Annotated in this window: 11 protein-coding genes; 2 read left to right on the top strand and 9 right to left on the bottom strand. The window is 41.2% G+C overall.

What is annotated here, in order from left to right; genetic code table 11:
- Positions 1–214 precede the first annotated feature (214 nt).
- The 3 genes from G7Y42_RS01785 to G7Y42_RS01775 all read right to left on the bottom strand — a co-directional run bounded on the left by G7Y42_RS01785 (position 215) and on the right by G7Y42_RS01775 (position 4,656).
- A complete protein-coding gene (locus G7Y42_RS01785; protein ID WP_165003336.1) occupies positions 215–1,795 on the bottom strand; it encodes a peptide chain release factor 3 in 1,581 nt (526 codons plus the stop codon).
- Positions 1,796–2,033: 238 nt separating this feature from the next.
- Positions 2,034–3,410, bottom strand: a complete 1,377-nt coding sequence (locus tag G7Y42_RS01780) for a hemolysin family protein (protein ID WP_165003334.1) — start codon at positions 3,408–3,410, stop codon at positions 2,034–2,036.
- Positions 3,411–3,537: 127 nt separating this feature from the next.
- Positions 3,538–4,656 (bottom strand): AI-2E family transporter, encoded by a 1,119-nt coding sequence (locus tag G7Y42_RS01775; RefSeq protein WP_165003331.1) that lies wholly within the window; start codon positions 4,654–4,656, stop codon positions 3,538–3,540.
- A 137-nt stretch (positions 4,657–4,793) separates the two neighbouring features.
- Here G7Y42_RS01775 and G7Y42_RS01770 point away from each other — a divergent pair, with 137 nt between their 5' ends.
- On the top strand, positions 4,794–5,228 hold the full coding sequence (locus tag G7Y42_RS01770) for a GNAT family N-acetyltransferase (RefSeq protein WP_165003329.1): 435 nt from the start codon (positions 4,794–4,796) through the stop codon (positions 5,226–5,228).
- A 379-nt stretch (positions 5,229–5,607) separates the two neighbouring features.
- Here G7Y42_RS01770 and G7Y42_RS01765 read toward each other — a convergent pair whose 3' ends face one another.
- From G7Y42_RS01765 to recX, 3 genes are all read right to left on the bottom strand, one after another.
- Complete coding sequence (locus G7Y42_RS01765) at positions 5,608–6,141, bottom strand: DUF402 domain-containing protein (protein WP_002310342.1); 534 nt, start codon at positions 6,139–6,141, stop codon at positions 5,608–5,610.
- A gap of 93 nt (positions 6,142–6,234) precedes the next feature.
- Complete coding sequence (gene mutY, locus G7Y42_RS01760) at positions 6,235–7,416, bottom strand: A/G-specific adenine glycosylase (RefSeq protein WP_165003328.1); 1,182 nt, start codon at positions 7,414–7,416, stop codon at positions 6,235–6,237.
- The gene (gene recX / locus G7Y42_RS01755) at positions 7,409–8,209 is read right to left on the bottom strand and encodes a recombination regulator RecX (protein ID WP_165003325.1); all 801 of its coding nucleotides are present in this window, start codon (positions 8,207–8,209) and stop codon (positions 7,409–7,411) included. The genes mutY and recX overlap by 8 nt, the downstream gene beginning before the upstream one ends.
- Positions 8,210–8,314: 105 nt before the next feature.
- Here recX and rlmD point away from each other — a divergent pair, with 105 nt between their 5' ends.
- A complete protein-coding gene (gene rlmD, locus G7Y42_RS01750; protein ID WP_165003323.1) occupies positions 8,315–9,691 on the top strand; it encodes a 23S rRNA (uracil(1939)-C(5))-methyltransferase RlmD in 1,377 nt (458 codons plus the stop codon).
- A 96-nt stretch (positions 9,692–9,787) separates the two neighbouring features.
- Here rlmD and G7Y42_RS01745 read toward each other — a convergent pair whose 3' ends face one another.
- From G7Y42_RS01745 to G7Y42_RS01735, 3 genes are all read right to left on the bottom strand, one after another.
- A complete protein-coding gene (locus G7Y42_RS01745; protein ID WP_165003320.1) occupies positions 9,788–10,366 on the bottom strand; it encodes a lytic polysaccharide monooxygenase in 579 nt (192 codons plus the stop codon).
- A gap of 143 nt (positions 10,367–10,509) precedes the next feature.
- A complete protein-coding gene (arsC, locus tag G7Y42_RS01740) occupies positions 10,510–10,920 on the bottom strand; it encodes an arsenate reductase (thioredoxin) (protein ID WP_165003318.1) in 411 nt (136 codons plus the stop codon).
- Between the two features lie 139 nt (positions 10,921–11,059).
- Entirely contained in the window at positions 11,060–12,616 is a 1,557-nt protein-coding gene (locus G7Y42_RS01735) for a carbohydrate-binding protein (protein WP_165003316.1), read from the bottom strand.
- Positions 12,617–12,878: the final 262 nt, after the last annotated feature.

The following is a 12,878-nucleotide window of genomic DNA, read 5'->3' as shown; positions in this document are numbered from 1 at the left end:
TGAACAATCATATTTTAACGATTTGAAGGGCTTTTTGGTAGAACCCTTTATTCCCCACCCGCATAGCAGGTGGTTTTATGTTTCACTCGCTTTGCGAGCTCAACTAGGTCTAAAGACAATAATAAAAAAATCGTGACGGAAATCCGTCACGATATGAATCAGTGTCACAAACTAAGGAATCCACCCTCAGACAAGTCTGTCGCATCCTCTTCTTTTACATCAAACTCTTCAACTTCACATCTGGATATTTATCTGCAAACCAGCGTTCTGCAAATTGGTTTTCAAACAAGAACAATGGTTGGTCAAAACGGTCTCGAGCCAAGATGTTTCTGCTGGAACTCATTTTTTCATCCAAATCTTCCGGATCGATCCATCTTGCAATCTTATGCCCCATTGGCGACATGATCACTTCAGCGTTGTATTCATTCAGCATACGATACTGGAAAACTTCAAATTGAAGCTGACCGACTGCTCCAATAATGTATTCTTCTGTTAGATAAGTTTTATACAGCTGGATCGCCCCTTCTTGGACAAGCTGATGGATCCCTTTATGGAAGGATTTTTGTTTCATCACATTTTTTGCCGTTACTTTCATGAAAAGTTCCGGTGTAAATGACGGCAGCTCTTCGTAAGCGACCTTTAGCTTTCCTTCATAAAGTGTATCACCGATTTGGTAATTGCCCGTATCGTAGACTCCGATGATATCCCCTGCTACTGCTTTTTCGACGTTTTCACGAGCATCTGCCATGAACTGTGTGACATTGCTTAGTTTCAGCTTTTTATTGGTACGTTCCAAAGAGACGTCCATCCCGCGTTCGAATGTACCTGAACAGATCCGGACAAAGGCGATCCGATCACGATGGGCAGGATTCATATTCGCCTGGATCTTGAAAACAAATCCTGAAAAGTCTTCTTCGTACGGGCTGACCATTTGTTCATCTTGTGTTTTATGTGCATATGGTGAAGGAGCTAGATCGACGAATGTCTCTAAAAATGTTTGTACGCCGAAATTGGTCAAAGCAGAACCGAAAAACACAGGTGTCTGATCTCCACGAGCGATTTTTTCTTCATTGAATGCATCGCCGGCTTCTTTGATCAGTTCCACTTCTTCCAGCACTTGCTGGTACAATGAATTTTCTGTCAAAGGATGATTGTCAGGAAGCAAGCCGTCTTCATCCAATGGCACAAGACGCTCGTCATTATAATTTTCCGGGCGGTAGAATTCGACACGATTATGATGGATATCGTAAAGTCCTTCTAAACCTTTTCCCATACCAATCGGCCAATTCATCGGATAAGATTCGATATCCAATAGCTCTTCTAATTCTTCCAGCAGATCCAACGGTTCACGACCATCACGATCCAGTTTATTGATAAAAGTAAAAATAGGGATACCGCGTTTTTTTACAACTTGAAATAATTTCTTCGTCTGTGCTTCGATCCCTTTTGCACTGTCGATGACCATCACTGCGCTGTCGACCGCCATCAAGGTACGATAGGTATCTTCTGAGAAATCCTCATGTCCAGGAGTATCCAGGATATTGACACGTTTACCTTGATAGTCAAATTGCATCACAGAACTGGTAACAGAAATCCCACGTTGCTTTTCGATTTCCATCCAGTCTGATTTTGCGAAGTTTCCGGTTTTTTTCCCTTTCACCGTCCCGGCTTGGCGGATCGCGCCACCAAATAAAAGCAGTTGCTCTGTGATCGTTGTTTTCCCGGCATCCGGGTGGGAGATGATCGCAAATGTCCGGCGATTGTCCACTTGTTGTTTTAACTCTGGATTGTTCATAATTTAACTCCGTTTCTCACTCATTTATTTACTCTGTGCATCTGTCACAGTCTCTTCTTACAACTAGATTAGTATAGCATGGATTCGGCGATTGAAAAAGCCGTCAAACTGATAATTCTTTTTGTGTATCTACCGGCAAAAAGAAAAAGAGGTTAAGACAGAACCTGTCCCAACCTCTCAGCAATACAGCGTGATATCCCAAGAAAGGAAGAATCATTTTATCTTCTTTTATCTTCTTTTATCTTCTTGGTTCATCGTCTTCGAATTCTTTTCTGAAATAACGGCGTTCTTCTTCCGGCTCTGCTTCTGTTTCTGCAGGATCATGGAAGATCACCCGAATCTTGAGAATTCTAGAGCCTTCCATTTCTTCCGAGATCAACGTGATATTATCTACATCAAAAGACAATTTTTCTCCTTCATCCGGGATCAGTCCTAACGCTGTGATCAGATAACCAGCCATCGTATCGACGTCACTCATGTGCAAGTCGCTGTCGAAAGCTTCGTTGAACTCATCGATCAGCATACGACCTTGGATGATGTATTCATGTTCGTCGACTTTCTCATATAGATTTTCTACTTCGTCCGATTCGTCATCGATCTCTCCGACGATTTCCTCAAGAAGATCCTCTAATGTCGCTAAACCAACGACACCGCCATATTCATCTAGCAAGATAGCCATTTGGTTTTGTGTTTTTTTCATTTCATACAACAGATCATCGATAAAAATCGTTTCCGGTACGAATAAAGGTTCTTGCATGATCTTTCTGATTTCCAAATGATCGAAACCAAATTTATGAGCGGCTTTCAATAAATTCTTTGTATGAAGGATACCGACGACTTTGTCTTTATCTTCATTATAAACAGGGATCCTTGAATAATTTTCTGATAACACTTCATTGACATTGTCTTCAATGGAGTCATTAATGTCGATCATAAAAGCATCTGTTCGAGGGACCATCACTTCCCGCGCAACCTTTGTGTCTAAAGAAAAGACACCTTGCAGCATCTCCAGTTCTTCGTTATTCAATACACCTTCTGTTTCTAACATATATCTCATTTCGTCTCTGGTCATCTTTGAATCTTCATCATCGAATGTCATCGGCGTAATCCTTGCCAACAGACTCGTCGAAGCAGACAGGAGCCAGACAAACGGTTTGGCAACGACACCGATCAGCCGGATAAGTCCTGAGGTAAATTTCGCTACTTCTTCTGATTTGTTCAAAGCAATTCTTTTAGGATACAATTCCCCAAAAACGATGGAGACATAGGTCAAAATAGCCAGTACAATGATGTTCGCAATATTTTTTGCTGCTGCACCGCCGCCTAATACAGGCGCTAGCCGTTCGGATAAAGTATTGGCTAATGAAGCACCAGATAAAATGTTGACCAAAGTGATTCCTACTTGGATTGTCGATAGGAAGTTATTTGGATTCTGCAATATTTTCAAAAGCTTTTGAGATTTCACATCTCCTTCTTCAGCTTTCTGCTCGATCCGATTCTTATTAATCGAAACAACGGCAATTTCGGAAGCTGCTAAAAAAGCATTGATCAATGTCAAAATGATCAATAATAAAATCTGCGCTAACAGCGACTGACTCTCAGGGTCAGCATTCATAATCGCATTCTCTCCTTATATAGTTGATTTTAATTTACGATAGAAAAAAACGTGGCTATAGTAGCCACGTTAAAATGGTATCACAAAGCCATTTCCTTTGCAATAAAAACAAGTGTATTAGAATGTTCTAAGGGGTCGTTGCGATTTTTTTCTTGTTCTCATTTTGTTTATCTTCCTTGACGATTTTTATGACGTAAGAAATGATTGTTTTACAGATAGCATAAAAAGGAACACCTAGGAAGATACCTAGCAATCCAGCGATATTTCCTGCTACCAATAAGACGATGATGATGGTCAGCGGATGGATCTTCAATGATTTACCGATCACATTCGGATAAATCACATTCCCGTCCAGTTGCTGAACGACCAGTACGACTACACAGCAAAGCAAAGCCTTTACCGGTTCGTTGAAAACCGTCACGATAAACGCAGGTGCTAACCCAAGATAAGGGCCCAGATAAGGGATCAGATTGGTCAGTCCTGCAATCACACCGAATAAAAAGGCGTAATCCACTCCGATGATCAGATAGCCTAAAAAAGTGAACGTTCCGACAAACAGACACTCGATTGCCTGACCGCTGATATAGCTCGCTAATGTTTTATTCAGCTGTCCAAGTAATTCAACGATTTGACTTCTTCGTTTTTCAGGAAAGAACTGCTTGATATTTGGTACCAGTTTTTCTCCATCTTTCAGCATGTAAAACAAAATAAACGGTGCAGTGATGATCACCACGGTCGCCGAAGCGATTGTTCCAACGATCGATCCTAAACTATTTGAGACACCGCTGAGGAATTGCTGGATGATCGTTCCATAAGAGATATCTAGCTGTTCAAAATATTTATTGACATCCACCTCTTTGAAAATAGGCAGTGCGGCTACTTCTTTCAGCCAATTTTCGACTTGCTTGATAAAATCAGGCATATTGGATGCTAGCGAGGAGATCTGCTGTACAAGGCTCGGTATGACGCTGAGTAAGATCCAAATGATCGCTGCGACCAACAAGAGCAGCACGATCGCCACCGCCCATATTCTTTTGATCTTTGTTTTCATCAGTAATTTAACAATCGGGTTCAGCAGATAATACAAGAAACCTGCAATCAGCACCGGTGCAAATAAGGTAGAAAAAAACGTTCCGATTGGTTCGAAGATAAAGTTGATTTGTGAGGACACCATGATCAACGTAGCGATGATCAGTAATTCAAGTGACCAGAACATCAGCTTGGATTGTTTTAGTTTTTCAAACAATGGATTTTCTCCTTTCTTCTTTTCTATTAGTATATAGTAAAACCGTGAAAATTTCTTTTTTATTTTTTTGAAACCTTCCCTATCTTTTTATTTATTTTACTTTCCAGTATACTATACACATGAAAGGTGGCTGGATCATGAAAGTTGTACAAACTAAAGATACGATGAGCAGCATCTACCTAGATGCTGTTCGGATCAGAAATCAAGTATTCGTTGTCGAGCAAGGAGTTCCTTTGTCTAGAGAAATAGATAAAGATGAGGCACACTGCATTCATTTTGTGCTTTATTCAGATCAGAAAGAACCTCAGGGGACTGTGCGTCTCTTACCTTTGAAAAACGGGAAGATGAAACTACAGCGTATGGCAGTCCTTTCTGAATACCGTCATAAAGGACTAGGAAAAGTCCTTATCGAAGAAGCTGAAAACTTTGCCAGAAGACAAGGATACAATACGATTCTTCTCGGTGCGCAAGTAACGGCAGAAGCATTCTATGAAAAATTGGGCTATGAAGTATACGGCGAACCCTTTGAAGATGCTGGGATGGCGCATGTGCATATGCAAAAAAGGTTGTGAAAGCAGCGGCTTGACCTGAGCATTAGAGAGGGAAAATGCGAAATAGCTTTCCATATTTTGCATTTTTCTGAACTAATGCCGAAGGTCAGCTGATTGAACACCGTGAATGAGGTTGTGACAGTGGCGCTCAGCTTTGAGAGATAAGAAAAATTTTGCGAAAATGGCTTCTCACATTTTTGCATAAATTAGGCTTATCTCCGAAAAGTTGGCACTGGAACACCGTGTATGAGGTTGTGACAGGCGACGTCTGGATTTAAGAGATAAGACAATTTTATGAAAATGGCTTCTCACATTTGAAATTGTGATAAACGATCGCCGAAACTTGCATAGAAAAACAGTAAGCCTCGAGAAAACTCTTGGCTTACTGTTCTTTTTCTTTTCACTTGCGCGACAATTGCTTGTAACGGTCATACCAAATATCAATATAGCCTTCTGAGAACGGGCCATCTCCATTATTGATCCAGTCAACCAAAATCTTCACGTTTTCTTTTAGGATGAAGTCAATATCATTCGGATAATTCATCATTTTGCTATGCATCTCATATTCATCGACATCCAGTAGTCGTTTCTCACCATCAGGAAACACCTTGATATCTAAGTCATAATCAATATACTTCAAGGCCTCATCGTCCAGTAAAAAAGGTGAAGCTAGATTACAATAATAGGAAACCCCCTTTTCTCGAATCATTGCTATTACATTGAACCAGTATTTTTTGTGAAAATACACAATTGCTGGTTCGCGCGTTACCCAACGCCGGCCGTCAGACTCTGTTACCAGAGTGTGATCATTCACGCCGATCATTGAATGTTCGCTTGTTTTTAATACCATGGTATCACGCCACGTTCGATGCAATCTGCCGTCGTGTTTATAACTTTGGATCGTTACAAACTCTCCTTCTTTTGGAACTCCCATAGCAACCCTTCCTTAAGCAGCATCTTGTGCTTTGTGTTTGGGTGTTCATTACACCGACATCATAATTATTATATCAATAAAAATTAGCTTTGCCTAGAAAGGATTACTATTGTTTCTATTTTTCTCCAACTGTTCGATCAGTTTCATCTGGACTTTTGGAAAAACCACTGTTTCAAATCTATCTGGCGACAGCCATTGTGTGATTTCAGTATCGATGAATACTTGTTCAGCTGTATTTGTCGTCCGTCCATAAAAAAGCAGGACATGCCACTTCAGATGACTGAAGATATGGGTCACTTCACCCAAATGCCGTTTTTGCCAGATCACCTGTTCCTGGTTCGAAAAAGGCAATTCCGCTGTTTCCTCTGCCACAAGCAGTTCATCAAACAGGCTGCTCTCGACCCCTTTTGCCCATTCTTCTTTTAAAAGCGCATATTTTTCCTTGGATACTTCAACCATCGGGAATGTCCACATGTCTGCTAACAGCTTTTGACTGCTGCGCTGTTCGAAATAATAAGCACCTTCCTTATTCTCGATAGCTGCACAGACATAATAGACATCTTTTGGTTTTGCTTTTTTTGTTTTCACAGGAAACTCTGTTTGGATTCCCCGTTTGTTTGCCAAGCAGAACTGCTGGATCGGACAGATCTCACATCTTGGCGAAGTTGGCGTGCAGATTGCTGAGCCCAGATCCATCATCGCTTGATTGAACTCTCCGGGGTGCTTTTCATCAATGATGGCACGCATTGCCTCGTCGAATGTTTTTCGGCTGGAAGCTTTGGCAATATCTTCTTCAATACAGAACAGACGGCTGACTACCCGCATCACATTCCCGTCGATTGCAGGTTCTGGCAGTCCGAATGCAATACTTGAGATTGCGCCTGTTGTATAAGGACCGATCCCTTTCAGCGAACTGATCTCTTCTGGTGTTTCTGGCATTTTCCCGCCGAATTCTTCCATGATTTGTTTAGCAGCTGCTTGGATATTGCGTACTCGGGAATAGTAGCCCAATCCTTCCCATGCTTTCAGCAGCTTTTCTTCCGGTGCATTTGCCAGTTCCTCGATCGTTGGAAACCACTCCATAAAACGGTAAAAGTAGTCGATGACTGTATCGACTCTGGTCTGCTGGAGCATGATCTCTGAGATCCAGATGCGATAAGGATCTCGATTATAGCGCCAAGGAAGATTTCTTTTTTCTTTTTCATACCATTGTACAAATATTTCCTGAAACTGACGCGTCTCTTCAGGCGACCATTTTTCCCATTCTTTATTCACTTGACTCCTCTTCCTTTTCCATGATGAATCGCTGGATCATATCCAAATCAAATCCTTTTTGATATAAGCTTTGTTTCACTTTTAGGTTTCTTTTTCTCGGTTCAAACCGCAGATTCTTACGCCAAAGCTTCTCCCCTTGCTTCACAAGAAAATCGTACTCCTCTTCTTGGTCTGCTTCTTGAGGCAATGTGGTCATCGCTTGCTGGATGACATCTTGAGTGAATCCTTTGGTCATGAGCATTTGCTGGATTTTTCGCAGCAGTTCTTTTTGACTTTTCCCATGGTTTTTACCAAATGCTTTTTCAGCAGCTTGACGCGCAGTTTCGACTTGATCTTCAAAAGTATATTGACTAAGTGCCTGTTCGATGATCTCAGGCTTCAAGCCTTTTTGTTGCATTTGTTGTCCCAGTTTTTTTGGTCCTTTATCGCTCAACCGCATATTGGTTCTCACGTAACTCTCACCATAGACCAAATCATCGACTAACTGTAGTTCTTTCAATCGTGCAACGATTTTATTCCGGTCTTCTAGTTCGATTTCTTTTTCTTTTAAATATGTTCGGATCTCTTTTTCCGAACGAAGCTGATAACTCAAATAATTCATCGCTTGCTGGAAGCCAAAATCAAATCCGCTGCTTTTTTTTATCTCTTGGACCGTTTCCTCTTCCAGTTCCTGTCCCTTCAGCAGACGATAACGAACTAAAATATCTTCTGAAACTCTCAGAGACTCTCCTTCAGACAAGTCGACTCGATAAAAAGGCCCTTTGCCTTTACTGATCCTAGTAACTGTTATCATGAAATCCCTCCTCGAACGTATATTCTCTATCATACCACAGAAAATCCCCATCAACAGGTATTATATGATAGAATAGACCCACATAAAAAGAAAAGGGAGAGACCGATGACAGAATCAATTGTCAAAAATGGACAAACAGTTCCTTTAAAAATCAAACGCTTAGGAATCAACGGCGAAGGTATCGGCTATTTCAAACGCCTGATCATCTTCGTACCGTACGCTTTGCCGAAAGAAGAAGTTGTGGTGAAGATTACAAAAGCAACCCCTCGCTATGCGGAAGCAGAATTAGTCAAGATCAAAAAAGCCAGCAAAGATCGCGTGGTCGCTCCTTGCCCCGTATACTATGAATGCGGTGGCTGTCAATTACAGCATCTAGCTTATCAGGCACAATTGGATTTTAAGAAGGACTTGCTCTTGCAAGCGCTGGAAAAATTCAGACCAGAAGGCTTTCAGTCTTATCAACTGCTGCCGACGATCGGAATGGACGATCCCTGGCATTACCGGAATAAAGCACAATTCCAATTGCGAAAAAACAAACAGACCCAAAAAACAGAGGCAGGACTCTACCAGGCAGACTCCCATCAGCTTGTTCCGATCACCGATTGCCTCGTCCAAGAGCCGCGTACGCAAAAGGTTATGAACACCGTTGTGCAACTGCTCAATAAATACGATTTACCGATCTATGATGAACGAACGAACAGCGGGATTTTCCGTACGATCATGGTAAGAGTCGGCGTAAAAACTGGCGAATTACAAGTCGTATTCATTACGAGAAGCCAAAAATTCCCACAGAAAAATGCGATGATCCGTGAAATCAACCACCGACTGCCTGAAGTAGTATCAGTCATGCAAAATGTCCAGCCACATAAAACTTCTCTGGTGATGGGCGATGAAACGCTCCATCTTTGGGGAAAAGAAGCGATCGAAGAACAGATCAATGAAGTGACTTTCGATTTATCGCCACGTGCGTTTTTCCAATTGAATCCTCAACAGACAGAAGTTCTTTACGGAGAAGGTATCAAAGCCTTAGCGATCCAGCCGGATGAAACGATCGTTGATGCGTATTGCGGGGTCGGAACGATCGGCTTGAGTGTGGCAAAGCAGGCAAAAGAAGTACGAGGCATGGACACCGTTCCTCAAGCAATCGAAGACGCACAAAAGAATGCACAGCGTTTAGGATACAAGAATACCCGCTATGAAGTCGGTACTGCAGAAGAGTTGCTGCCTAAATGGTTAGACGAAGGCTTCCAGCCAGATGGGATCATTGTCGATCCGCCACGTACAGGTTTAGACGGCAAATTGGTGCAAGCTTTATTGAAAAATCCGCCGAGAAAACTCGTCTATATTTCCTGTAATGTTTCTACTTTAGCGCGCGATTTGGTTCAATTAAGCAAGAAATTCCACGTCGATTATCTTCAATCTGTCGATATGTTCCCTCAAACGGCACGTTGCGAAGTAGTCGTCAAACTGATTAAAAAATAACCTTATCTGAAAAAAACGAAGCAAAACCTTTGATGGCTTGCTTCGTTTTTCTTTATATATATATTTTTAATATCCGAGTGACTGACATTTCTAAGACTACTGGATATTTACGTCAATGACTTGATAAAATGCATTCGTTGTATCACTGATATTCCAGACAGCTAAAATAACATTGTACCCTTTGCGGTCTTGTGGAATAGTGATTGACTGATTCACTGTTTTTGGCGGTACTGTTGCTTTATCATCGATTTTTGTGATTAATTCGAAATCACTGAATTTCAAAGGCTGATCAGGGTTCCATGTTGGTTTAGTAATATAGTAATCCCAAGTACTTGTACGATGTTGTGCTGTTAGGTTCCATGTGATATTCAACGTTCCTGAATTGATCATGTTTTTGTGCCATCTATTTGACGTTTGTTCATCCAATGGTTCAAAACCGCTTACGCCCGCACTAGCGATTTTCCCATCGATAAAGGTGTTTTTCGGTGCTTCGATACTTTGCGGTTCCCATTCTGCTCGTCCAACATTCTGATTTAATTTCCCTGCATTTGATGTTCCTAGATAAGCACGACTTCCTGGTGAAGTAATATACCCATGTGCAAATCCTGGAATACTAAAACCAAACAACCCTAAACTGACAATTCCCAACAATAATAACGCGCTGAACTTTTTCATAAATGAACCTCCTCTATTTGATATCCACATTGTAACCGTTTTATTCTATTTCTCCAAACATTATACTTTTATAATTTTTAAAACCTAATCTTACAATTTTACGTCACAAAAAAAGCTGGGATTTCGTATCTTCCCAGCCTTGTCTATTTGAATGCTGCCAATTTTTTCACTTCTTGTTTGATTCTGTCTCTTGTTTGACGGAACTCGTTCAAGATCTCTTCATCTGTTCCTTGCGCTTTTGCCGGATCTTCTAAATCCCAGTGTAAATGCGTTTTATCTTTAGGGATTGTTGGACACTTGTCTTTTGCATCCCCACAAAGCGTGACGATCAAGTCTGCTTGTACAAAATAATCCATAGCGATCAGATCCGAAGTTTGTCCAGAAATATCTACTCCGTCTTCCGCCATTACTTTTACCGCTTTGGGATTCAGTCCATGTGTCTCGATCCCTGCACTGTGTATCTCGAAATCCTCATCTAGTAATTGATGCCCGTATCCTTCTGCCATCTGACTGCGACAGGAATTTCCTGTACATAGAAAATAGATTTTTCTCAAGTTACTTCTTCCTTACTATTCGTTATAATGAGCTCATTTCATTATACCACGAAAAAAGAAAAGGAGCTGTCCATTCCTGTCAAAACCTCTTCGATTGATTCATCTTCCTAAAGCCATTCGCTTAAAGTAATCAAAGAACTTAGGAAACTTGTCTCCAAGGGCCCCATTCGCCAGATTCGAGCGGATTATTGTTTTGTGTCCAGTATCTTGCTTCATAGATGATCCCTTCATGAACCACACGATCTCCCGCTACGTAAACTGTTGCAGGATTCCATTCAGGGATAGCTGATTCATTTTCTTTTAACGTCGTAAATTTTATTACGGCTTTATCCGATACATTCCCGGAGCGATCCTCTGCCGTTATCTCGACTGTGTACTCCGTGTTGCTTTTCAGGTTGCTGTAGGAATATGTCAAAGCAGAGGTAGTCGCTGTACTGGTTCCTCCACCTTTTTCAATCAGCTTAAGATTGTATTTTGCTACTCGATCATTATCTGTTGCAGGTGACCAGTTTACTGTTGCGCGTCTTGTAGTGACTCCGCTCGTTGTAAGATTGCGAGGAGGTGTTGGTTTTTCTGTATCAACAGGAATCTCAGAATCATCGACAAAATCTTGGGCAACATTTAAGAATTCGTACTGATTCGTTACTCGTCCTTGTCCGCCATCCACTTTTGCATCCCGGTTCATCGACCAGTAAGAAACCATTCCAAGCTTACGCTCCTTAGCGTGCTGAACGACTTTGTCAAACATTTCAGTTGTAAAATAAGGATGCGCTTCGCTTTCGAATCCTATAGATGGCGTTGTTCCCAATTTTGCGTACGCTTGCTCTGTCGTCAATGTTTTTCCTGTATATGTACGATAATAGTCTTTCAATTGTACCATCGTATTGTCCACTGCATCCAAAGATCCTTGCGCATAGTCAGGCACGACAGGTCCGTAACACATCGTCATCAGATTCAGGTTCGTCAACTCAACTCCAGCTTCCAGATAGGCGCGTAAAACGTCCAGACCAGTAGAAATCAATCCAGTGTCCATCACGGGAAGAGTCAATGTTACTTCGACACCTGTAGCTTCTTGCACTCGTTTTACTGCCTTCGCATTGGCTAAATTTTCTTCATATCCCATCGCTGCGGCCTCTACATCATAATCCACTCTAGTCAATCCATAGCCTTGGACTACTTCCATATATGCATTATATAACAGATCCTCATCTTGCGTTACTTCCCAGAAAGCGCCCGAGTTCAACCCGCCGAAAGAAACTGCTGCATCTCCGCCGTTTTGTCGTAATTCACGGATCGATTTTTTGATTCCTTCATATTGCCACTCATCATTGTCAATTTCGCTTAATCCAGTAAATCCTCCCCATGCCCAGTCAATCCGGCCATTCTTCACACCTCTAGCTTGCATGAATGCTAATTTAAAGAATTTTTGTCCAGTCGTTTTTGATATGGCAGCTAAATCAACTACTCCATTATTTGATAAATCTTCACTGGATGAATAAGCTGTCATATCGACATAAGGTGCCACTACTTGTTCAGGCCATTCGATCCCCTGTCCTACACCGAAATCCGGTTTAGCCACAGTTTTTTGTTCCACAGCTGCAGTTCCTTGTACTTCACTCAATAGCATCGGGGCAATCAACATACCGCTTAATGCCATTCCCACAATTAGCTTTTTTGTTCGTTTTCCTCTAAACATATGATTTATTCTCCTTCACTAAAAATATTTTTCCGATACTTGGTTAAGTAATCGGTTACATCTTTATCGTAGCAGAAGAATAATTTTATTATAACATTTATATGTCAAAATTAAGGTTATTTAACCTTCCTATTCTTTAATATTCATATAAAAAAAGTTCTCCAATAAAGCTGTATCCTATTGCAACTTTGGTCTTTATTATCCCTGAACGATCCCTATAGCACTGTTTAAGCGAATGAAAACCAAAAATTGCATTCTTTAC

Origin of the sequence: Enterococcus sp. ZJ1622 (genome assembly GCF_011038845.1) — a bacterium.
GTDB lineage: Bacteria > Bacillota > Bacilli > Lactobacillales > Enterococcaceae > Enterococcus_B.
This window is presented reverse-complemented; position numbering and strand designations above follow the sequence as displayed.

Bases quoted from the DNA above. Each gene is read 5' to 3' on its own strand.
- G7Y42_RS01785 (WP_165003336.1), bottom strand. From the start codon at position 1,795: ATGAACAATCCAGAGTTAAAACAACAAGTGGACAATCGCCGGACATTT.
- G7Y42_RS01765 (WP_002310342.1), bottom strand. From the start codon at position 6,141: ATGGGAGTTCCAAAAGAAGGAGAGTTTGTAACGATCCAAAGTTATAAA.
- rlmD (WP_165003323.1), top strand. From the start codon at position 8,315: ATGACAGAATCAATTGTCAAAAATGGACAAACAGTTCCTTTAAAAATC.
- G7Y42_RS01735 (WP_165003316.1), bottom strand. From the start codon at position 12,616: ATGTTTAGAGGAAAACGAACAAAAAAGCTAATTGTGGGAATGGCATTA.
- recX (WP_165003325.1), bottom strand. From the start codon at position 8,209: ATGATAACAGTTACTAGGATCAGTAAAGGCAAAGGGCCTTTTTATCGA.
- G7Y42_RS01770 (WP_165003329.1), top strand. From the start codon at position 4,794: ATGAAAGTTGTACAAACTAAAGATACGATGAGCAGCATCTACCTAGAT.
- G7Y42_RS01745 (WP_165003320.1), bottom strand. From the start codon at position 10,366: ATGAAAAAGTTCAGCGCGTTATTATTGTTGGGAATTGTCAGTTTAGGG.
- G7Y42_RS01780 (WP_165003334.1), bottom strand. From the start codon at position 3,410: ATGAATGCTGACCCTGAGAGTCAGTCGCTGTTAGCGCAGATTTTATTA.